General features: G+C 70.5%; 17 protein-coding genes. 3 read left to right on the forward strand and 14 right to left on the reverse strand.

Annotated features, from left to right (window positions below):
* Positions 1 to 57: 57 nt before the first annotated feature.
* From E9232_RS33380 to E9232_RS33440, 13 genes are all read right to left on the reverse strand, one after another.
* Positions 58 to 1053 (reverse strand): ABC transporter ATP-binding protein, encoded by a 996-nt coding sequence (locus E9232_RS33380; protein ID WP_309801601.1) that lies wholly within the window; start codon positions 1051 to 1053, stop codon positions 58 to 60.
* Positions 1050 to 2063, reverse strand: coding sequence for an ABC transporter ATP-binding protein (locus tag E9232_RS33385; RefSeq protein WP_309801602.1), 1014 nt, complete (start codon positions 2061 to 2063; stop codon positions 1050 to 1052). Before E9232_RS33385 ends, E9232_RS33380 begins: the two co-directional genes overlap by 4 nt.
* Positions 2053 to 2964 carry an ABC transporter permease gene (locus E9232_RS33390; RefSeq protein WP_309801603.1) on the reverse strand — a complete coding sequence of 304 codons (912 nt, stop codon included), beginning with the start codon at positions 2962 to 2964 and terminating at the stop codon, positions 2053 to 2055. Before E9232_RS33390 ends, E9232_RS33385 begins: the two co-directional genes overlap by 11 nt.
* Positions 2961 to 3878, reverse strand: coding sequence for an ABC transporter permease (locus E9232_RS33395; RefSeq protein WP_309801604.1), 918 nt, complete (start codon positions 3876 to 3878; stop codon positions 2961 to 2963). The genes E9232_RS33390 and E9232_RS33395 overlap by 4 nt, the downstream gene beginning before the upstream one ends.
* Positions 3879 to 3937: 59 nt before the next feature.
* Positions 3938 to 5548, reverse strand: a complete 1611-nt coding sequence (locus E9232_RS33400) for a peptide ABC transporter substrate-binding protein (RefSeq protein ID WP_309801605.1) — start codon at positions 5546 to 5548, stop codon at positions 3938 to 3940.
* Positions 5549 to 5747: 199 nt separating this feature from the next.
* On the reverse strand, positions 5748 to 6755 hold the full coding sequence (locus E9232_RS33405) for an ABC transporter ATP-binding protein (protein ID WP_309801606.1): 1008 nt from the start codon (positions 6753 to 6755) through the stop codon (positions 5748 to 5750).
* A complete protein-coding gene (locus tag E9232_RS33410; protein WP_309801607.1) occupies positions 6727 to 7701 on the reverse strand; it encodes an ABC transporter ATP-binding protein in 975 nt (324 codons plus the stop codon). Before E9232_RS33410 ends, E9232_RS33405 begins: the two co-directional genes overlap by 29 nt.
* Positions 7698 to 8597 carry an ABC transporter permease gene (locus tag E9232_RS33415; protein ID WP_309801608.1) on the reverse strand — a complete coding sequence of 300 codons (900 nt, stop codon included), beginning with the start codon at positions 8595 to 8597 and terminating at the stop codon, positions 7698 to 7700. Before E9232_RS33415 ends, E9232_RS33410 begins: the two co-directional genes overlap by 4 nt.
* A complete protein-coding gene (locus E9232_RS33420) occupies positions 8590 to 9579 on the reverse strand; it encodes an ABC transporter permease (protein WP_309801609.1) in 990 nt (329 codons plus the stop codon). Before E9232_RS33420 ends, E9232_RS33415 begins: the two co-directional genes overlap by 8 nt.
* Before the next feature lie 9 nt (positions 9580 to 9588).
* Complete coding sequence (locus E9232_RS33425) at positions 9589 to 11196, reverse strand: ABC transporter substrate-binding protein (protein WP_309801610.1); 1608 nt, start codon at positions 11194 to 11196, stop codon at positions 9589 to 9591.
* A gap of 35 nt (positions 11197 to 11231) precedes the next feature.
* Entirely contained in the window at positions 11232 to 12857 is a 1626-nt protein-coding gene (locus E9232_RS33430; protein ID WP_309801611.1) for a serine hydrolase domain-containing protein, read from the reverse strand.
* Positions 12858 to 12881: 24 nt separating this feature from the next.
* Complete coding sequence (locus E9232_RS33435) at positions 12882 to 14345, reverse strand: M81 family metallopeptidase (protein ID WP_309801612.1); 1464 nt, start codon at positions 14343 to 14345, stop codon at positions 12882 to 12884.
* Positions 14342 to 15496 (reverse strand): NAD(P)/FAD-dependent oxidoreductase, encoded by a 1155-nt coding sequence (locus E9232_RS33440; protein WP_309801613.1) that lies wholly within the window; start codon positions 15494 to 15496, stop codon positions 14342 to 14344. Before E9232_RS33440 ends, E9232_RS33435 begins: the two co-directional genes overlap by 4 nt.
* A gap of 145 nt (positions 15497 to 15641) precedes the next feature.
* Between E9232_RS33440 and E9232_RS33445 the strand changes: the two genes are divergently transcribed.
* On the forward strand, positions 15642 to 16250 hold the full coding sequence (locus E9232_RS33445) for a helix-turn-helix domain-containing protein (RefSeq protein ID WP_309801614.1): 609 nt from the start codon (positions 15642 to 15644) through the stop codon (positions 16248 to 16250).
* A gap of 154 nt (positions 16251 to 16404) precedes the next feature.
* Positions 16405 to 17325: a homoserine O-acetyltransferase MetA gene (metA, locus tag E9232_RS33450; protein WP_309801615.1), complete on the forward strand. Its 921-nt coding sequence runs from the start codon at positions 16405 to 16407 to the stop codon at positions 17323 to 17325.
* A gap of 46 nt (positions 17326 to 17371) precedes the next feature.
* On the opposite strand, the gene E9232_RS33455 is transcribed toward metA, so the two are convergent.
* Complete coding sequence (locus E9232_RS33455; protein ID WP_309801616.1) at positions 17372 to 18199, reverse strand: M55 family metallopeptidase; 828 nt, start codon at positions 18197 to 18199, stop codon at positions 17372 to 17374.
* A 192-nt stretch (positions 18200 to 18391) separates the two neighbouring features.
* On the opposite strand from E9232_RS33455, the gene E9232_RS33460 reads away from it, so the two are divergent.
* Positions 18392 to 21433, forward strand: coding sequence for an aminotransferase class III-fold pyridoxal phosphate-dependent enzyme (locus E9232_RS33460; protein WP_309801617.1), 3042 nt, complete (start codon positions 18392 to 18394; stop codon positions 21431 to 21433).
* Positions 21434 to 21625: the final 192 nt, after the last annotated feature.

Consider the following 21625-nt stretch of genomic DNA (forward strand, 5'->3'; position numbering starts at 1 on the left):
GAAATCCTAACGCAGCGGCAACGCGTCGCGATACGGCCTGCGTGACAGGCTCCGGCTTCAGACGAGCGCGCCGGCCAAATCCTCGATCCGGTGGCAGGCGGCGCGGTGGCCGGGGTCGAAATCGCGCAGGGCCGGCGCCGCCCGGGCGCACAGCTCGACCGCATGCGGGCAGCGGGTGCGGAAGGCGCAGCCGGAGGGTGGGTTGATCGGCGACGGGGTGTCGCCCTGCAGCACCATGCGGCGGCGCTGATGCGCCCGGGCCGGGTCGGGGATCGGCACCGCCGACAGCAGCGCCTGGGCATAGGGGTGCAGCGGTCGGGCGAAGAAGGCGTCGCGGCCGGCGATCTCGGCCTCGCGCCCGAGATACAGCACCATCACCCGGTCGCTGATGTGCCTGACCACGCTCATGTTGTGCGAGATGAAGATCAGGGCCATGCCCAGTTCCCGCCGCAGCCGCATCAGCAGGTTGATGATCTGCGCCTGGATCGAGACATCCAGCGCCGACACCGGCTCGTCGCAGACGATCAGCTTGGGCCGCAGGATGATGGCGCGGGCGATGCCGATGCGCTGGCATTGGCCGCCGGAGAACTCATGGGGGTAGCGATGCGCCAGCGACGGCGACAGGCCGACTTGGCGCATGGTCTCGTTGACCCGGGCGTTGATCTCGGCCCGTTTCATCTCGGGGTGGAAGGTGCGCAGCGGCCGGCCGATGATCTGAGCCACGGTCATGCGCGGGTCGAGCGAGGCCAGCGGATCCTGGAAGATGATCTGCATGTCGCGCCGCCGCGGCCGCAGGTCGTTCTCCGGCAGGCCGGTGACGTCGGCGCCGCTCCAGGCGATGGTGCCGGCGGTCGGTGGGATCAGCCGCAGCACGGCGCGGCCCAGGGTGGACTTGCCGCAGCCGGATTCACCGACGATCGCCAGCACCTCACCGGGGGCGAGGTCGAAGGAGACGTCGTCCACCGCCTTGACCGCCTGGGGCGGCCCGCCGAACAGGCCGCCCGACAGCGGGAAATGGACCTTCAGGTTGCGCACCGACAGGACCGGAGTCACTTCACCAGCTCCATCGCGGCGGCGGGCTGCGGCTGCGTCAGCGGCCGGTGGCAGGCGACGACACGGCCATCCCCGTCACCTGCCGGCAGCAGCGGCGGCATGGTCACGGTGCACGCCTCGACCTTGCGGCTACAGCGCGGCGCGAAGGGGCAGCCCGGCAGGTCGCCCGCGGCGGCGGCGCGGGGCTGGCCGGGGATCACCCGCAGCTCGCCCTCCGCCCCCTCCAGGTTCGGCGTCGAATCCAAGAGGCCGCGCGTGTAGGGATGGGCCGGCGCCGCGAACAGCGGGCCGACCGGCGCCGCTTCCATCACCTTGCCGCCATACAGCACCAGCACCCGGTCGCACATTTCGGCAACCACGCCGAGGTCGTGGGTGACCAGGATCACGGCGGTGCCCAGCTCGCTCACCAGGTCGCGCAGCAGGTCCAGCACCTGGGCCTGGACGGTGACATCAAGCGCCGTGGTCGGCTCGTCGGCCAGCAGGATGCGCGGGTTGCACAAGAGGGCCATGGCGATCATGACGCGCTGGCGCATGCCGCCCGACAGCTCGTGCGGGTACAGCTTCATCCGCTTCGCCGGGTCGGGGATCTTCACCCGGTCCAGCATCCGGGTGGCCTTGTCCCAGGCCTCGCGCTTGCGCATGCCCTGGTGGCGGATCAGCACCTCGGTCAGCTGCGCCCCGATGCGGTGATAGGGGTTCAGCGAGGTCATCGGGTCCTGGAAGATCATGGTCATGGCCGACCCGCGCAGCCGGTCCAGCCCGCGGCGGTCCAGCGCCACCAGGTCCTGGCCCTCGAACCGCACCCGGCCGGTGGCGGCGCCGTTGCCGGCCAAGAGGCCCATGATCGACAGCAGGATCTGGCTCTTGCCCGACCCGCTCTCGCCGACGATGCCCAGCACCTCGCCGCGCCTGACCGCGAAGTCGACGCCGTCGACCGCGGTGGCCGTGCCCCGCCGCATCCGGAAGCGGATGCGCAGGTCCTCGACCTCAAGCAGGGGGTCAGCGTTCATTGGGGTCGAAGGCATCGCGCAGCCCGTCGGCGACGAAGTTCATGCAGAACAGGGTCAGGGCCAGGGCCAGCCCGGGCAGAATCAGCATGTGCGGGTCGGTCTCGATCTTGGCCTGGCCCTCGCTGATCAGCACGCCCCAGCTGGTCTCCGGCGCCTGGACGCCGAGGCCGAGGAAGCTCAGCAGGGATTCGCTCAGGATCACGTCGGGGATCAGCAGGCTGGAATAGACGATCACCACGCCGACGCAGTTCGGCATGATGTGCTTCAGCACGATCTGGCGCTTGGTCATGCCGCCGGCCCGCGCCGCCTCGATGAACTCGCGGTTGCGCAGGGCGATGGCCTGGGCCCGGACGATGCGCGACGGCGTCAGCCACAGCGACAGCACCACGGCGATGATCACGGCGGTGCTGCCGCGGCCCAGCGCCATGCTGATCAGGATGACCTGGAAGATGTAGGGGATGCCGTACAGCACGTCGACGAAGCGCATCATCACCTGGTCGACGAAGCCGCCGAGGAAGCCGGCGATCGACCCCCAGGTGACGCCGATGGCGACGGCGATCAGGGTCGCGACCAGACCGATGATCAGCGACACCTGGCCGCCGACCATGATCCGCAGCAGCAGGTCGCGGCCCAGATCGTCGGTGCCGAAGGGGAAGGCCGACAGCAGGTCCATCGGCGCGTTCATCGCCTCGAAATTGGCGTCGTCGGGGGCGTAACTGTAGAGCAGCGGCCCGCCGAAGCAGAAGATCACGATCAGGATCAGCACGGCCAGGCTGGCGACGGCGGTGCGGTTGGCGCGGAAGCGGCGCAGCGCCTCGCGGAACGGGCTGACGCCTTCGGCGGCGTCCTCGATCGCCGCGATGTTGGCCGCGGCGATCTCGTGCTCGGTCAGGTCGGTCATGCCCGCGACCTCGGGTCCAGCAGGGTCTGCGCCACGTCGGTCACCATGTTGAACAGGATGATGCAGGCGCCGTAGGTCAGGGTCACCCCCATCACCATGGTGTAGTCGCGGCTGATCGCGCTCTCGACGAAATAGCGGCCGATGCCGGGCACGGCGAAGATGGTCTCGATCACCATCGACCCGGTGATCAACGCCGCGGTGGCGGGGCCGAGATAGGCGATCACCGGGATCATGGCGCCGCGGATGGCGTGGTGGGTCAGCACCCGCCATTCCCCGACGCCCTTGGCCCGGGCGGTGCGGATGTAGTTGCTGCGCAGGGTCTCGATCATGGCGCCGCGGGTCAGCCGGGCGACATAGGCGATGTTGGGCAGGGCCATCGCCACCACCGGCAGCACCATCGACCGCCAGCCGCCGTCCCAGCCGGCCACCGGCAGCAGGCTCAGCATCAGCGCGAACACGATCTGCAGGATCGGCGCCATGACGAAGGTCGGCACCACGATGCCGCCCATGGCGACGGCGCTGACCACATTGTCCAGGATGCCGTTGCGCCGCAGCGCCGCGACCACGCCCAGAAACACGCCTGCGACGGTGTACAGCAGGGTGGCCCACAGCCCGATCTGCAGCGAGATCGGCAGGCCGTGGCCGATCAGCTGGGTCACCGTGTATTCGCGGTAGTACATCGACTGGCCGAAATCGAGATGCGCGATGTCGCCCAGGAAGCGCAGGTACTGGCGCCACAGCGGCTCGTTCAGATGGTACTGCTCCGCCATCTTGGCGATCAGGGCGGCCGGCAGCTTCTTGTCGTCGTCGAACGGCCCGCCGGGGGCGAAGCGGACGACGAAGAAGGTGATCGTCGCCAGCGCGAACAGCGTCGGCACGCTGCCCAGCATGCGGCGGAGGACGGAAAAGACCATCGGCCCTGGCTGCTCCCCTGTGGCCGAGGGGACGCGGTGTTCCGCGCCCCCTCGGCTCCTTACTTCTCGATGCTCAGATATTTCGACATCGGATGGCCGATCGGGTTGTCGCCCCAGCCCTTGACGTAGGTCTGGACCAGGATGTTGTCGGTGGTCACCGCGATCGGGATGAAGACGTACTGGTCCAGCATGCGCTGCTCGGCCTGGCCCAGGATCTGGTAGAACTTGGCCTTGTCCGACGCGGTGGCGTTGGCCTGGTCCATCAGCTTCTCGTACTCGTCGTCCTTCCAGTGATAGCTGGGCGTGCCGGTGTAGCGCAGGGCGTCCAGCCAGGTCTTGGCCTGGGGATAGTCGCCACCATAGCTGTCCATGCAGACCTGCCAGTCGCCGGTGTGCAGCTTCTCCAGCCAGGTCTTCACCTCGGTCAGGTCCAGCTTGGTGCGGACGCCCAGATTCTGCTTCCACATCGCGGTGATGCCCTCGACCCGCCGCTTGCTGGCGGCGCTGGACGGGCCGATGATCTCGAGCTCCAGCGGCTTGTCCGGGCCGTAGCCGGCCTCCGCCAGCAGCGACTTCGCCTCGGCCAGCCGGTCCTCCTTGCTCATCCCGGCCTCCTGGACCTTGCCGGGCTTGTAGCTGGAATCCTGGTTGATCGAGAAGGTATACATCGGCAGGTTGCCGGCCTTCTCGATCCGCTCCTGCAGGAAGTCGCGGTCGATGCCCAGGGCCAGCGCCTTGCGCACGCGGATGTCCGACAGCGGGCCGGCATCGGGCTGGAAGCTGAGGTACTTCATGCCCAGCGTCGGGTTCTGGTGCAGCTCCTGCGGGCGCTCGGCCTTCAGCTTGTCGATCTGCTCCGCCGGCACTGCCATGGTGCTGTCCAGCTCACCGGCCAGGTAGCGCTTCAGCTCGGTCGAGGTGTCCTCGGTGACGTGATAGACGACGGTGTCGATCTTGACGTTCGCCGCGTCCCAGTAGTTCGGGTTCTTGACCAGGACGACCTTCGACTGCGGCACGTAGTCCTTCAGCATGTAGGCGCCGTTGCTGACGAACATCTCCGGCCGGGTGTAGTCCAGCTTGTTGCCGGCGGCCTGGTAGCTGGGCAGGTGCACCGGCGCCGTGGTGTGGAAGTCCAGGATGTAGGGCGCATCCGGCATCGGGTATTCCAGCGTCAGCACGACGGTCTTGTCGTCCGGCGCCGTGGCGCCGACCTGGGACGCATCGGTCAGCTTGCCGTCGTTGAACTGCTTGCCGTTCTTGATCGGCAGCACCGCGGTCAGATAGTAGGCGTGGGCCGACCCGATCGCCGGGTCCAGGCTGCGGATCACGCCGCGCACGAAATCGGCCGCGACCATCGGGTCGCCGTTCGACCATTTCAGCCCGTCGCGCAGGTGGAAGGTCCAGGTCAGGCCGTCGGCGCTGGTCTCCCAGCTCTTCGCGGCACCCGGCTGCGGGTTGCCCTGCGGGTCCAACACCAGCAGCGCCTCGAACAGGTCGGCGATGATGTAGTTCTCGCGCGCGCCCTGGTTCATCTGCGGGTCCAGGGTCGACGGCGCGCTGCCGAAGCCGCGGTTCAGCACCATCTCGGCCGCCGCCGGTCCTGCCAGCGCCATGCCGGACACCGCCAGGCACAGGGCAAAGGCGGCCGCCCTCTTGTTCAGAAACTTCATGCCATCCCCCAGACTCTGTGATTCCCCTCGCATCGAGGCGGCGTCGTCGATCCCGGCCCGGCCGGTCCGACCCTTGTTTGCCTTCCTGCCCCGTGCGACCGCGGTAACGTTACCCCCCGCGGCAGCGATTTGGGCAGGCCGCCGCCATGACTGACAAGTCCCGAAAGTGACGGGGGCCTGAACTTCAGGTTATCGCCGCTCAGATCTCGCCGGCGCGATGGCAGGCGACCCAGCCGCCCGCCGGGTCGGGCCGGAGCGACGGGGCCGCGCCGCGGCACAGGTCGCGCGCATGCGGGCAGCGCCCGGCATAGGCGCAGCCCTCGGGCGCGGCGCCGGCCGGAGCGGTCGGCGGCGCGGCTTCCCGGCGCCGCCCGGACCCCGGGATTGCGGCCAGCAGCGCCCTTGTGTAGGGGTGGCGCGGCGCGTCGAACAGGGCGCGGGTCGGCGCCAGCTCGACCAGCCGGCCGTGATACAGCACCCCGACCCGGTCGCAGAGATAGGCGACGACGGACAGGTCGTGCGAGATGAACAGCATCGACAGGCGGCGGCGCGCCTTGATCTCCTGCAGCAGCGCCAGGATCTGGGCCTGGACCGAGACGTCGAGGGCGGAGACCGGCTCGTCGGCGATCAGCAGCTCCGGCTCCAGCGCGATGGCGCGGGCGATGCCGATGCGCTGGCGCTGGCCGCCGGAGAACTGGTGCGGGTGGCGGTCGGCCACGGCGGGGTCCAGCCCGACCGCCTGCAGCAGCTCCGCCACCCGGTCGCGCCGCTCCGCGGCCGGCAGGCGCAGATGGGTGCGCAGCGGTTCGGCGACGATGTCGGCGACGCGCCAGCGCGGGTCGAGCGAGGCGTAGGGGCTCTGGAACACCATCTGCACCCGCCGCCGCTCGCGCCGCAGGGCGGCGCCCGACAGCGCCAGCCAGTCGCGGTCCTGGAAGCGGATGCGGCCGCCGCTGGGGTCGATCAGCCGGGCGATCATCCGGCCGATGGTGGATTTGCCGCTGCCGCTTTCGCCGACCAGGCCGAAGGTCTCCTGCCGGCCGATGGCGAAGCTGACGCCGTCGACCGCGCGCACGCCGGCCGCCATGCCGAACCACCGACCGGGCAGGGGGTAGTGCTTGGCCAGGTCCTGGACCTCCAGCAGGGGGGCGGCCAGCAGCGGCGCGTCGGCGGCCGGTTCAGGCCGCGCGGGGGCAGGCGACGGCATGGCGCGGCTCCTCCGGGATCGGCTGCAGGGCGGGGACGGCGTCGCGGCAGGCGGCGACGGCCTGGCCGCAGCGCGGATGGAACGGGCAGCCGACCGGCGGCCGCGCCAGGTCGGGCACCGTGCCGGGGATCGGCCGCACCACCCGGCCCGGCGCGTCGATCGACGGGCGGGATGCGATCAGCCCGGCGGTGTAGGGGTGGCGCGGCCGGGCCAGCACCTCGGCCGTCGGGCCACTCTCGACGATGCGGCCGGCATACATCACCGCGACGTCGTCGCAGGTCTCGGCGATGACGCCGAGGTCATGGCTGATCAGGATCACTGCGGTGCCGTGCTCGGCCTGCAGCCCGCGCATCAGCTCCAGGATCTGGGCCTGCACCGTGACATCAAGGGCGGTGGTCGGCTCGTCGGCGACGATCAGCGCCGGGTCCAGCGCCAGGGCGCAGGCGATGACGATGCGCTGGCGCATGCCGCCCGACAGCTCGTGCGGATAGGCGCGGCGCCGGCGCTCGGCCTCGGCGATGCCGACCCGCTCCAGCAGGGCCACGACCCACCGCTCGACCTCCCGCCGCGCCAGCTTCGGCCGGTGCCAACGGAACAGCTCGGCGATCTGTTCGCCGATGGTCAGCACCGGGTTCAGCGTCGCGGTCGGGTCCTGGAACACCATGGCGATGCGGTCGCCGCGCAGCCGGCGCATGTCGCGTTCCGGCAGCCCGACCAGGCTGCGGCCCTCGAAGCGGATGTCGCCGCCGGCGATCCGGCCTGGTGCCTGGACCAGCCCCATCAGCGCCTGGCCGACGGTCGACTTGCCGCAGCCGCTTTCGCCGACCAGGCCGAGGATGCGGTTGCGCTCGAGCGACAGCGACACCCCGGCCACCGCCCGCACCGGCCCGCGCGGCGAGGCGTAGTCGACCCGGAGGTCGTCGATCTCCAGGAGCGGCGCGCTCACCGTTCCGCCCTCGGGTCGACCCAGTCGCGCAGGAAGTCGCCGAACAGGTTGATGCCGACCGAGGTCATCAGGATCACCGCGCCCGGCCCCAGCACCATCCAGGGCGCGTCGTACAGGAAGTCGCGGCCCTCGCTGATCATCTTGCCCCAGGACGGGGTGGGCGGCTGCACCCCGAGGCCGAGGAAGCTCAGCGCCGCCTCGGCGATGATCACCAGCGCCACATCCAGCGTCGCCAGCACCAGGATCGACGGGATTACGTTCGGCAGCACATGACCCAGCACGATGCGCCAGCCCGGCACGCCGATCGACCGTGCCGCCTCGACGAACTCCATCTGGCGGATGCGCAGCGCCTCGCCGCGCACCACCCGGGCGAAGTTGACCCACAGCGCGATCGACAGCGCCAGCACCACGGTCCAGAAGCCGGGGCCCAGGATCGCCATGATCATCAGCGCCAGCAGCAGGAAGGGGAACGCCAGCTGGAAGTCGGCCAGCCGCATCACCACGCTGTCGACCGCGCCGCCGGCATAGCCGGCGACGGCGCCCAGCAGCGACCCGACGGTGGTGGCCAGCGCCACCACCAGGGCGGCGACGGCGATCGAGGTGCGGGCCCCGACCACGACGCGGCTGAAGATGTCGCGGCCGAGATTGTCGCCGCCCAGCAGGTGGCTCCAGTCGCCGCCCGTGGCCCAGGCCGGCGGCAGGAAGCGCCATTCCAGCATCTGCCGCGCCGGGTCGTGCGGCGCCAGCAGCGGCGCCGTCGCGGCGACGGCCAGGATCAGCCCGACCAGGACCAGCCCGGTCAGCCCCTTGGGGCTGCGCAGCAAGGCCCGCCGGAACCGGCCACGTTCCACGGCGGGTGCCCGCTCGGCGGGCATGGGCAGGGCGCTTTCAACCATGGCGCATCCGCGGGTCGATGACGCGGTACAGGATGTCGACGATCAGGTTCAGGGCCACGAACAGCACCGCGGCGATCAGCACGGTCGCCTGCACCAGCGGATAGTCGCGGGTGGTGATGGCCTGCACCGACAGCCGGCCGATTCCGGGCCAGGCGAACACGGTCTCGATCACGATCGCGCCGGACAGCAGGGCGCCGAGCTGCAGCCCGATCATGGTGACAACCGGGATGATGGCGTTGCGCAGCGCATGGCGCAGGGTGACGGCGCGCGGCGGCAGCCCCTTGGCGCGGGCGAACTGGACATAGTCCTGGCGCAGCGCCTCGATCATCGCCGACCGAGTCAGCCGGGCGTTCACCGCCATCAGCCCGAAGGCGAGCGAGATCGAGGGCAGCAGGAAGTACCGTGCCTTCTGCCACAACAGGTCGAAGCGGCCGTCCAGCAGCGCCGTCGGCACCGCGGCGACCAGCGACCCCTTGTAGCCCGAGGCTGGCAGCCAGCCGAGCTGCACCGAGAACAGCAGGATCAGGAGGATGCCGAGCAGGAAGGAGGGGGTGGAGACGCCGAGCACCGCGACCACGGTGCCGGCATAGTCGACCGGCCCGTCGCGGCGCAGCGCCGTGGCGACGCCGATCGGGATGGCGGCCAGCAGCGACAGCAGCATGGCCCAGAAGGTCAGCTCCGCCGTCGCCGGCAGCCGTTCCAGGATCAGCTGGGCGGCCGGCACCCGCTGGCGCAGCGACAGGCCGAGATCGCCCTGCAGCGCGCCGCCGAGATAGGCCAGGTACTGCTCGACCATCGGCCGGTCCAGGCCCAGCTGGCCGCGCAGCCGGGCCTTGTCGGCCTCGGTCATGCCGGGGTTGCCGGCGGCCATGATGTCGACCGGGTCGCCGGGCACCAGCCGGGTCATCGCCGACACCACGAAGACGATGCCGGCGATGACGATCAGCGCGTAGCCGATCCGCTTGACGATCAGCGGCAGCACCGCCGCGCCTCAGCTCTCGATCCAGGCGCGGTCGGCGGTGATGTCGCCGTCGCTGCGCAGCACCGCCCCCTTCACCGTGGACGCCAGGGCGGCGAAGGCCAGCGGCTCGTACAGCGGCGCCCAATAGGCCTCGCGCATGATCAGGGCCTGGGCCTCGTCCAGGATGGTCTGGCGCCTGGCCTCGTCGAATTCCACCCGCTGCGCGTCGATCAGCTTGTCCAGCTCCGGGTCCTTGCGGAAGTTGCGGTTCAGCGACCCCTGGCTGTGGAACTCCGGGTACAGGATGTCGGCGTCGGTATAGCCGTAGCCGGTGAAGACGATGTGGTGCTCGCCCTTGCCCGACAGCACCGCCCATTCGCCGGTCGGCAGCGACTGGATCTCCAGCTCCACCCCGATCTCGCGCAACTGCGCCTGCACGATCTCGGCGGCGCGCCGGATCGGCGGCGTGTCGGCGGTGATCATGCGCAGCTTCAGGCCGCTGCCATGGCCGGCCTCGGCCAGCAGCGCCTTGGCCTTGGCGGGATCATAGGGATAGCCCTGGGTCTCCACCGCCTTGGAGTAGCCGGGGATGGTCGACGCGATCGGGCCGTGCGCGACCACGCCGTTGCCGTCCAGCGCGAAGGCCAGCACCTTCTGCGCGTCGATGGCGTGGCTGATGGCGCGGCGCATGCGGATGTCGTCGAACGGCGCCATACCCTGGTTGAAGGCCAAGGCGCGGATGATCTGTGCCGGGCGGGACAGCAGCTGGACCTCGCCGTCCTGGCGCAGCCGGCGGACGGCGTCGGCCGGCACCGCCTGGCCGGTGGCCAGCGCGTCGATCTCGCCGGTCTCCAGCGCCGCGATCCGGGTCGAATCCTCCGGGAAATACAGCAGCTGCAGCCCGTCCGGCGCGGCGACGGGCCCGCATTTGTAATCGTCGAAGCGGGCCAGGGTGATGCCGCTGTCCGGCGCCCAGCCGGTGAAGCGGAACGGGCCGCAGCCGACCGGGTTGCGGCCGAACTGGTCGCCCAGCTTCTCGACCGACTGGCGCGGCACGATCCCGGCGTAGGAGCTGGCGATGCCGATCCAGACCGGCACGAAGGGTTCCTTGAAGCGGTAGGCTACGGTCAGCCGGTCCACCACCTCGGCGGTGTCGAACGGGCCCATCAGGAAGGCGGCGGGGGCGGCGGTGGCCGGGTCCATCATCCGCCGCGTGGTCCAGGCGCAGGCCTCGGCATCGGCCGGACTGCCGTCATGGAAGGTCACGCCGTCGCGCAGATGGAACAGGATGGTCTTGTTGCCGTCGCTGAACTCCCAGCGTTCGGCCAGGCCGGGTACCACCTTGCCCTCGGTGTCGATCCGGGCCAGCGGCTCGTAGATGAAAAGGTTGGTGTAGTCCGAGATCGACAGCGCGGTCTTGTGCGGGTCCAGGCTGTCCGGCTCCTGGTCGCGGCCGATGCGCAGCGTGCCGCCCCGGCCCTCGGCGCGGGCGGCCTGGAATGGCACCCCTGACAGGGCCGCGGCGCCGGCCAGCGCGCCGAAGCCGGCCAGCACCTGCCGCCGGCCCAGCGCGTGGCGCTGGGCATGGGCGTAGGTGAGGGACAGGAAGTCCCGCGGATCCATGCGATCGAACGCCATGTGATGTTCCCCCGTTCGAGGTGCCCGACGCGACTTCAGCGCGTGCGGGCCATGTGCAGCCGCTTGGTGCGGTCGTCGTTCAGCACGATGCCGTCGGCGACGCTGCGGATGGTGAACTCCCAGCCGCCCGCCTCGGCCGCGCCGGGCTTCGGCGGCGTGTCGGCGGTGGCCCGGCGCGGCACGGCCAGGTGCAGGTCGGGCGCGCGGGCCTCCAGCGCCGTCTCCCACACCCCATGCGGCGTGCGCAGGCGCAGCACGGTCTCGCCCTGATCCTCGCCGATCTCGGCCTCGAAGCCGGTGGTGGCGTCCCAGTAGCGCCCGGCCAGGCCGGGGGCGATCGGCAGGGCGGTGTCGGACAGGCGGCGGAACCGCTGAGGGCGGCCGAACCAGCGTGTGTCGACATCGCCGTCGTCGCGCGGTGTGAACTCCAGCGGCACGATGCCCCGTTCCGGCATGAAGGCGCCGTCGCCGACCTGCTCGATCGGCATGCCGCTGTTCATGTTGCTGACGAAGACCGGCTGCCCGTCCTTGAGCGCGACCCCGAACACGTCGTCGCCGCCCTCGGCCCGGTACAGGCCGACGGCCCGGGTCAGCCGTTCGGTCGCCGCCGTCGTGCGCGGCGGGCCGACCTCCTCGCCCAGCGCCAGGTCGAGGATGCGACGGGCCAGCGAGAACGGGCCCATATCGTCGGTGTTGCCGAGGATGACGACGCCGATCCCGGCCTCCGGGAAGCGCACCGATTCCGACCGGCCGCCGGCGACGCCGCCGCCATGGCCGATGCTGGACAGGCCGCGGTAGCGGCAGGTGACCAGGCCGAGGCCGTAGGGCGAGGGGATGCCGTCGATCGCGGCGCCCGGCGCCGACATCCGGGCGATCATCTCCGGCGTGCCGACCTTCGGCGCGTCGAGATTGGCCAGCCAGAGGGTCATGTCCTCCAGCGTCGAGACCATGCCGCCCTCGCCGCCCAGCACCACGCCCCATTGCGCCTTGTGCCAGCCGCCGTCGGGGCCGCGGGTGTGGTGGTCGGCCAGCCGCGGCAGGATCTCGGAATCCCAGCGCATCAGCCGGGTGTCGCGCATGCCGAGCGGGCCGGTGATGCGGTCCTCCAGCAGCGCGTTGAAGCTCTTGCCCGAGACCTGCTCGACGATCTCCGACAGCAGGAAGAAGCCGGTGTTGCAGTAGATCAGGCTCTCGCCCGGCCGGAAGTTGACGGCCTTGTGGCCGGCGATGATCCGCCGTGCCCCGGCCCGGGTTGAGGGCGCGCCGATATCCAGCCCGCCCAGGGTCATGATCTCCAGGAAGTCGCGCAGGCCGCCGACATTGGCGGCGAGGTGGCGCAATGTCACGGTCTCGGGGAAGTCCGGCAGCCACGGCAGGTGGCGGCGGACGTCGTCCTGCATCGACAGCTTGCCCTCGGCCTCCAGCATCAGTGCCAGCAGCACGGTGAACTGCTTGGTCTGCGACCCGATGCGGATGACGGTGCGCTCGTCGATCGGCACGCCATGGGCCAGGTCGGCCATGCCGTAGCAGCCGCGGTGGATCTCGCGCCCGTGCCGCAGGACGCGGACCGAAGCGCCGGGTGAATCCGGCCTGGTCCAGCGCGCGAACAGCGCATCGACGCGCGTGTTGAAGTCGGGTGGCAGGGGGCGGTCATGGGTCATGGCATCCTCCCGGAGAAGCAGATGTCAGGCGAAGGGGTTCTCGACGCGCGGCCAGAACGGCACGCGGCGCTTGGTGAAGGCGATGTCGCCGAAGCTGGGCGGGATGGCGCCCGGTGTGGTCACGTATCGGATCTCGGCCGCGATCGGGGCGAAGCCGGCGTAGAAATGCTGGGTCGACTTCACCACCACGATCGCCTTCTGCGACAGGTCGATGCCGAAGGCGGTGTAGGCGTCGGGCCAGAAGGTCTGACTGCGCAGCGTCACCAGCACCAGGTCGACGCCGTTCGCCGCCTGCACCCAGACGCCGCGGCCCAGCGGCGACTTCTCCTCGCCCAGCCCGGTCTGGAACAGGGCCGGCAGCACGCGCTTGACGGTGATGCGCAGATCGACCGGGTCGCCCGAGGCCGGGCCGCATTTGCCGCCGATGCGCAGGTCGAAGCTGGCGCCCTCGCCGGCCTCCTCGCACAGCGCCACCGCCTGCGGGTCCCAGTAGCTGCCGCTGACCACATTGCCGATGCCGCGGTCCAGGATGCGGCGCAGGATGAAGGTGCTGTCGCCCGGCGCGCCGCCGCCGGCATTGTCGGCGACATCGGCCAGCACCACCGGGCCGTGCGGCGCCGCCAGGGCGCGGTCCAGGGCCTCGTCCACCGTGTCGTGCGGCGTCGCCGTGGCGTGGCGCAGGTCCCAGATCTCCTGGCCCAGCCGCTCGGCCAGGGCCCGGGCCCGGCCGCGGTCGCCATCGGCCACCACCAGCATGCGGGCGCCGACCTCCTCGACGTCGCCCCAGGGGAAGCCGTGGCTGAAGGTGACCGACAGGATGCCGTCGCGGCCCTCCAGCGCCTGCATCCGGTCGACGAAGCCGCGCATCGGCTCGACCGGGGTGCGCCACATCCCGACCATGCGGCAGTCGTACAGCGCCATCACCGGCCGCACCTCGCCGCGCCGGGCGCGCAGGCACAGCTCGTACAGCTCGACCGCGCGGGGGGCGAGGTCGACATGCGGGTATTCCTTGAAGCCGATGACCGCGGTGGCGTTGTCGATCATGCGGTCGGTCAGGTGGCAATGCAGGTCGAACTCCAGCCCCACCGGCACGTCCGGCCCGACGATCGCCCGCACGCGCTCCAGCGTGTCGCCCTCGCAGTCGTCATAGCCGTCGGCGACCATGGCGCCATGCATCAGCAGCAGCACGATGTCGACCGGGCCGGCCTGGCGCAGATCATCGAGGATGTCGTCGCGCAGCGATTCGTAGAGGGCGCGGATGGTGCGGCCGGCCGGCTGGGCGAAGGCCGAGACGCTCTCGACGATCTCATGCCCGTCGCGCTCGGCCAGCTGCCGCCAGGTCTTCTGGCAGATGGTGTCGGCGGCGGTGTCGTCCAGGCTGGCGTCGCGCCGGCGATAGCTCTCCGGCGCATAGAAGCTGGCGGCGCCGGTCGGCAGCGGCGAGAAGGTGTTGGTCTCCGTGACCAGGGCGGCGATGAAGATCTTCACTTGCGGGCCTCCATCTGGGTGGTGTCGGCGGCGAACCGCCCGGGCGCCAGGGCCGCGGCGGTGACGCCCAGCGCGGCGAGGTCGTCGGGCACGGTGTCGCCGTTCAGCAGGGCGGCGCCCAGCCGGGCCATGGCCGGCGCGGTCTGGAAGCCGTAGCCGCCCTGGCCGGCGCACCAGAAGAAACCGGGGGCAGCCGGGTCGAAGCCCAGCACCGGGGTCTTGTCGGCGACGAAGCTACGCAGCCCGGCCCAGCGATGCGACAGGCGCCGGATCTGCAGCGTGGTCGCGCCCTCGATCCGGTCGACCGCGATGGCGATGTCGATCTCTTCCGGCTGCGCGTCGCAGGGCGGGCTCGGCGTCTCGTCGGCGGGGGATCCCAGCAGCTTGCCGGCATCCGGTTTGAAGTAGAAGCGCTCGTCCAGGTCGACCATCGCCGGCCAGTCGTCGATGGCGTGGCCGGGCGCGTCGAACAGGAAGGCGGTGCGCCGCTTCGGCACCAGCCCGACCGGGGCGATGCCGGCCAGGGCGGCGACGGCGTCGGCCCACGCGCCGGCGGCGTTGACCACGATGCCGGCCTCGACCGGCCCGGCCGCGGTCTCGACCCGCCAGCCGCCGCCCGGCAGCGGCCGCAGCGCCGTGACCTCGGCCCCGGTGCGGACCAGCCCGCCCTGGCGGCGCAGGCCGCGCAGCGACCCCTGCAGCATGCCGTTGGTGTCGAGGTCCAGCGACTCCGGCTCGAACACCGCGCCGGCGATCCGGTGCGGCTGCAGCACCGGCATCCGGGCCGCGGCCTCGGCGGCGTCCACCCGGCGCACGCTGGGGGCCAGCCGGCCCAGGATCCCCGCCTGCCGGTCCAGCGCCGCGTCCTGCCCTTCGACCCCGACATGCAGCGTGCCGCGCGGCCGGGTCAGGGTGAAATCAGCGAAATCGGTCGGGGGTGCCCGGAAGAAGCCGCGGCTGCCGGTCGACAGCGCCCGCACCGTGGCGTTGCCGTAGGTCTCGGAGAACAGCGCGGCGGACCGGCCGCTGGAGTGGTAGCCCGGCTGGATCTCGCGCTCGAGCAGCAGCACCCGCCGCCCCGGCGCAACCGCCGCAGCCAGCGACGCCCCGGCGATGCCTCCCCCGATCACGGCGACGTCGACGACGTCCATCCCGCAGCCTCCCTGTTTTCAACAGCCTGGAGGTCTATGAGTGTATATGTCAAATAAAATATCGGATCGGAAAATTCATGGTTCTTGCGATAAGAACCGCTGTCGACATACGCTGGTCATCCTTGTCGCCACCTCCGGTCCGTGCATGTCCACTCAACCCAAGCTCGGGGAATGCCTGAAGGCGCTGCGGCGCCGGCATGGCTGGACGCTGCAGGATGTCAGCACCCGGACCGGGGTTGCGGTCTCGACCCTGTCCAAGGTCGAGAACGACCAGATGTCGCTGACCTACGACAAGCTGCTGCAGATCAGCGAAGGGCTGGGCATCAACCTGGCCGAGCTGCTGGCGACGCCGGCGGTGGCCGGGGAGACGCTGGCCCGCCGCTCGGTCAGCCTGCCCGACGAGGGGCTGCTGCAGGTCACGCCCAGCTACGACTACCTCTACCTGTGCACTGAGATCCAGCGGAAGCGGATGGTGCCGGTGATCGCCCGGGTGAAGGCGCGCAGCCTGGCCGAGTTCGGCCCGCTGGTGCGCCATTCCGGCGAGGAGTTCATCTACGTGCTGGAGGGCGCGATCGAGGTGCACACCGAGCACTACGCCCCGGTCCGGCTGGACAAGGGCGGCAGCATCTACCTCGACAGCACCATGGGCCACGGCTATGTCGCGGTGAGTGATGGCGAGGCCACCGTGCTCGGCGTCTGCTCCAGCCCCGAGCCCGACCTCGAAGGCACGCTGCGCTCGCTGTTCACGATCTGAAGCCGCCCGCGGTAACGTCGCTGCGGGAGCGGTCGAACAGGACCTTCGACAGACCGGCCCTGTCCATGCAGACTCCGGGCCAGCCGCTGATGGCTGCCACGGCGCGACCGGACCGGCAGCAGGTCCGGCCGCCGGCACAACGAGACAAGTCGATATGCCCATAAAGATACCCGATGACCTTCCCGCCCGCGCCACGCTCGATGCGGAAGGGGTCATGGTGATGCGCGAGGCGGATGCGGTGCGCCAGGACATCCGGCCGATGCGCATCGGCCTGCTGAACCTGATGCCCGACAAGATCAGGACCGAGGCGCAGCTCGCGCGGCTGCTCGGCGCCACGCCGCTCCAGGTGGAGCTGACGCTGGTCAAGATGACCCACCACGTGCCGCGCAACACGCCCAGCGAGCACATCATCTCCTTCTACCGTGACTGGGAGGACATCCGGGCCGAGAAGTTCGACGGCTTCATTGTCACCGGCGCCCCGGTGGAGACCATGCCGTTCGAGCAGGTGACCTATTGGGACGAGCTGCGCCGCGTCTTCGACTGGACCCAGACCCATGTGCACAGCAGCTTCAACATCTGCTGGGGCGCCCAGGCGGCGGTGCACCATTTCCACGGCATGCCGAAATATCCGCTGCCGGAGAAGGCGTTCGGCGTGTACCGCCACCTGAATCTTTCGCCGGCCTCGCCCTATCTCAGGGGCTTCTCCGACGATTTCGCGATCCCGGTGTCGCGCTGGACCGAGGTGCGGCGCGAGGACATTCCGCCGGAGAGCGGGATGAGCGTCCTGATGCAGTCCGACGAGGCGGGCCTGTGCCTGCTGGACGATCCGCGCCATCGGTCGCTGCACATGTTCAACCACATCGAATACGATTCCAGCTCGCTCGGCGACGAGTACTTCCGGGACCTGGCGGCCCGCAAACCCATCGCCATCCCGCGCAACTACTTCCCGAAGGACGACCCCACCCGCCAGCCCGAGAACCGCTGGCGCAGCCACGCCCACCTGCTGTTCGGCAACTGGATCAACCGGCTGTACCAGACCACGCCGTTCGACACGGCGGAGATCGGAAACCCCTGAGGCCAGGGGCCATCGCCGCCTTCGCGATGGCCCCGACCCGCCGCGCCTACATCGTGGCGGTGGCGCTGTAGCCGAACAGGAACATCAGGAATTTCGACAGGTCGACCGCATCCGTCGCCTCGTAGCGGATGGTGTAGGTGTCGACCTGGGTGATGAAGCGCAGATAGGCCAGGTGCTCGACCGGCAGGCGGTGGCGGAACCGGACCTCCAGCGCCATCGGCGCTTTCAGCCGGAACGGCTTGGCCTCGCCGATCCGGGCGATGGCGCGCTTCACCCCCTCGCGCACCGCGGCATGGGCCACCGCCGGGGTCAGGCTGCGCGCCGACCGGGTGCTGTGCGCCCATTTCACCGTGGTGGTCTCGATGTCGCCGACGATGTCGCGGATCTCGGCCACCGCCACGTCGTCGCCCGAGGCGTAGATCACCGGCACGCCAAAGTGCCCGGCGATGGCGGCGTTCAGCCCCGCCTCGTTCAGCACCTGGCCATTGACCCGCACCTCCTGGAAGGCGCTGCCGCTCAGCGTGTGCGACAGCACCCCGCCGCGATTGCTGGCACCGGCGTGGTAGCCGATCAGCAGGGCGCCGGCGAAGTCCCCGACCTCGACCCCCTGCATCATGGTCAGCGGCCGCGGCCAGCTGCGCACGATCTGGGTGTAGTCCGGCAGCTTCTCGATCTTCAGGCTCTCGCCATTGCCGTGGGAATCGCTGACCACGATCTCGGTCGCGCCGGCCTCATGCGCGGCCTCGCAGGCGGCGACCACGGTGTCGGTCATCCAGTCGCGCGCCCGCTCGTATTCGAAGCCCTCGGGGGCAAGGTGGTCGCGGGTGACCACACCGACGATGCCTTCGATGTCGGCGGAGATGTAGAGACGCAATCTTCCCTCCCATGGCTGGTTTCCGGAAAGGCTAAGGGCAATCGGATTTATCGGATAGGGGAATTTTTAGCGGATCATAGAAACAATGGTTATGTCGGGGCCGCAAGTCCCTTGCCGCCACGGCACCGGCGATGCTTTTCTCGCCGGTACGACCCGATCGCGCCGCCGCCAGCCTTCCGGAGACCCGTCCCGATGTCCGATCCCGCCCTCGACCTCCGGCGTCCCTTCGGACCGGCGGAGGCCGAATCCCTGTTCCGCACGGCCTGGGGCATCGACGCCCGGGCCCAGGCGCTGGCGGGCGAACTCGACCAGAACTTCCTGATGACCGCGGCGGATGGCGGCCGGCATGTGCTGAAGCTTTACCATGCCGGCGCGGATGCTGCGGTGCTGGACTTCCAGGATGGCGGCCTGCTGCATCTGGCCGACCGCGACCCGTCGCTGCCGGCGCCGCGCCCGGTGCCGGCCCAGGACGGGCGCCTGACCGTGCCGGTCGCGATGGCCGACGGGTCGACCCGCCTGGCCCGGGTGCTGGACTGGCTGCCCGGCCGGCTGATGGGCGAAAGCCGGCCCTACGGCCCGGCGCTGCTGCGCTCGCTCGGCGCCTATCTCGGGCGGCTCGACCGGGCGCTGGCCGATTTCTCCCACCCGGCGCAGGACCGGCCGCTGCGCTGGGCGATCACCGCCGCGCCGCAGGCGCGCGAGCTGCTGCCCCACGTCGCCGACCCGGCGCGGCGGGCCAAGGCGGAACGGATCCTCGACCGCTACGACGAACGGGTGGTGCCGCTGCTGCCGGGGCTGCGCCGGCAGGTGGTGCATCACGACGCCAATGACTGGAACGTGGTGGTCGGGCCCGACGGCCTCTGCGCCGGGGTGATCGATTTCGGCGACGCCGTCGCCAACCCGCTGGTGGCGGAGCTCGCGGTCGCCTGCGCCTACGCCATGATGGGGCAGGACCGGCCGGTCGAGGCGGTGCTGCCGCTGGTCGCCGGCTACCACGCCGCCAACCCGCTGACGGCGGACGAGCTGTCGGTCCTCCTCGACCTCATCCGCGCCCGGCTGGCGCAGAGCGTGTGCATGTCCTCCTGGCAGCACGCCCGCGACCCCGGCAACGACTATCTCCTGATCAGCCAGAAGGACGCCTGGGCCTTGATCGACCAGCTCGACACCGTCAACGACGCTTTCGCCGCCTACAAGCTGCGGGCCGCGGCCGGCCTGCCGGCGCATCCGGCCAGCCGGCGGGTGCTGGCCTGGCTGGCGGCCAACGCCGACCGCATCGGCCCGATCTGCCGCCACGACCTGACGGTGGCCGAGAACGTCGTGGTCCTGGACTGGACCCAGGGCAGCGCCGACCTGACCTCGCTGGACGGGCTGGACAGCGTCGACGCCAAGACCGAGGTGGTGCTGGCCCGCATCGCCCGGGCCGGCGCCCAGGTCGGCATCGGCCGCTATGCCGAGCCGCGCGGCGTCTACCAGACCGACGCCTTCAAGACCGACACCGGCGAGCGGCGGACGATCCATCTCGGCATCGATGTGTTCCTGCCGGCGGATGAGCCGTTCCTGGCACCGCTGCCGGGCCGCGTCCATCTGGTGACCAACAACGCCCAGCCGGGCGACTACGGCCCGCTGGTGATCCTGGAGCACGAGACCGGCGACGGCGACGTGTTCTACACCCTCTACGGCCACCTCGCCGACAAGACCCTGACCCATCTCAAGGCCGGGGACCGGGTCGAGACCGGCGACGTGATCGGCTGGAACGGCGCGCCGCCGACCAATGGCGACTGGGTGCCGCATCTGCACTTCCAGTTCCTGCTCGACCTGATGGGCCGCGGCGCCGACATCGAGGGCGTGGGCCGGCGCAGCGACATGGATGTGTGGGAAAGCGTCAGCCCCGACCCGAACGCCATCCTGGGCATCCCGGCCGAAGTCTCGGTGCGGCTGCCGCGCGGGCATGAGGCGCTGCTGGAGCAGCGCCGGCTGCATCTCGGCCGCTCGCTGTCGGTGTCCTATGCCGAGCCGCTGAAGATCGTGGCGGGCGAGGGCCAGTACCTGATCGATGAGACCGGCACGGCCTATCTCGACATGGTCAACAATGTCGCCCATGTCGGCCATTGCCACCCCCGGGTGGTCGCGGCCGGCCAGGGGCAGATGGCGGCGCTGAACACCAACACCCGCTACCTCCACGACAACATCGTCGACTTCGCCCGCCGCCTGACCGCGACGCTGCCGGACAGCCTCTCGGTCTGCGTCTTCGTCAATTCGGGGTCGGAGGCCAACGACCTGGCGCTGCGCATGGCGCGGGCCGCCACCGGCCGCACCGACACCGTGGCGGTCGACGTCGCCTATCACGGCAACCTCAACTCGCTGGTCGCGATCAGCCCCTACAAGTTCGACGGGCCCGGCGGCAAGGGCCGGCCCGAGGGCACCTGGGTGGCCGAGATGCCGGACGGCTATCGCGGCCGACTGAAATACGGCGAGCCGGAGCTCGGGGCCCGCTACGCCGAGGACGTCGCCCGCCAGTTCGCGGCGGCAGCCAAGGCCGGCCGCGGCGTCGCCGCCTTCATCGCCGAATCGATCCTGTCCTGCGGCGGCCAGATCGTGCTGCCCGACGGCTATCTGAAGGCGGCCTACGCCCATGCCCGCGCCGCCGGCGCCCTGTGCATCGCCGACGAGGTGCAGGTCGGCTTCGGCCGGGTCGGCAGCCACATGTGGGCGTTCGAGACCCAGGGCGTGACGCCCGACATCGTCACCATGGGCAAGCCGATCGGCAACGGCCATCCGATCGGCGCGGTGGTGACGACGCCGGAGATCGCCGCGGCCTTCGCCAACGGCATGGAGTATTTCAACACCTTCGGCGGCAACCCGGTGTCGTCGGCGATCGGCATCGCCGTGCTCGACGTCATCCGGGACGAAAGGCTGCAGGCCAAGGCGCGGCGGGTGGGCGAGCGGATGCTGGCCGGGATGCGGGCGCTGCAGGCGAAGCATCCACTGATCGGCGACGTCCGCGGCCTCGGCCAGTTCACCGGCTTCGAGCTGGTGCGCGACCGGGCGACGCTGGAGCCGGCGAAGGCCGAGGCCAAGCAGCTGGTCGAGGGCATGAAGCGGCGGCGGATCCTGCTGTCGATCGACGGACCGCTCTACAACGTCATCAAGATCAAGCCGCCGATGGCCTTCGGCGAGGCCGATTGCGACCGTTTCCTGGCGGCGCTGGACGAGGTGCTGGCGGAGATCGGCTGAACGGCGCCGGGGGGACAATATCGGTCGTAAGTCGGGCTTGGGCGACCACCCCCCTCTCCGCTAGGGTTTCGCCTGACGAGTCTCGAGGAGCCGGGAAGATGAAGACGCGAGCCGCCGTAGCCGTCGCCGCGGGGAAGCCGCTGGAGATCATGGAGGTCGATCTCGAGGGTCCGAAGTTCGGGGAGGTCCTCG

Source organism: Inquilinus ginsengisoli (assembly GCF_031453975.1).
GTDB lineage: Bacteria > Pseudomonadota > Alphaproteobacteria > DSM-16000 > Inquilinaceae > Inquilinus > Inquilinus ginsengisoli_A.

Coding starts and splice junctions, on each gene's coding strand:
- E9232_RS33425 (WP_309801610.1), bottom strand. CDS start 11,196: ATGGCGTTCGATCGCATGGATCCGCGGGACTTCCTGTCCCTCACCTAC.
- E9232_RS33390 (WP_309801603.1), bottom strand. CDS start 2,964: ATGACCGACCTGACCGAGCACGAGATCGCCGCGGCCAACATCGCGGCG.
- E9232_RS33445 (WP_309801614.1), top strand. CDS start 15,642: ATGTCCACTCAACCCAAGCTCGGGGAATGCCTGAAGGCGCTGCGGCGC.
- E9232_RS33440 (WP_309801613.1), bottom strand. CDS start 15,496: ATGGACGTCGTCGACGTCGCCGTGATCGGGGGAGGCATCGCCGGGGCG.
- E9232_RS33460 (WP_309801617.1), top strand. CDS start 18,392: ATGTCCGATCCCGCCCTCGACCTCCGGCGTCCCTTCGGACCGGCGGAG.
- E9232_RS33430 (WP_309801611.1), bottom strand. CDS start 12,857: ATGACCCATGACCGCCCCCTGCCACCCGACTTCAACACGCGCGTCGAT.
- E9232_RS33415 (WP_309801608.1), bottom strand. CDS start 8,597: ATGGTTGAAAGCGCCCTGCCCATGCCCGCCGAGCGGGCACCCGCCGTG.
- metA (WP_309801615.1), top strand. CDS start 16,405: ATGCCCATAAAGATACCCGATGACCTTCCCGCCCGCGCCACGCTCGAT.
- E9232_RS33395 (WP_309801604.1), bottom strand. CDS start 3,878: ATGGTCTTTTCCGTCCTCCGCCGCATGCTGGGCAGCGTGCCGACGCTG.
- E9232_RS33400 (WP_309801605.1), bottom strand. CDS start 5,548: ATGAAGTTTCTGAACAAGAGGGCGGCCGCCTTTGCCCTGTGCCTGGCG.
- E9232_RS33385 (WP_309801602.1), bottom strand. CDS start 2,063: ATGAACGCTGACCCCCTGCTTGAGGTCGAGGACCTGCGCATCCGCTTC.
- E9232_RS33405 (WP_309801606.1), bottom strand. CDS start 6,755: ATGCCGTCGCCTGCCCCCGCGCGGCCTGAACCGGCCGCCGACGCGCCG.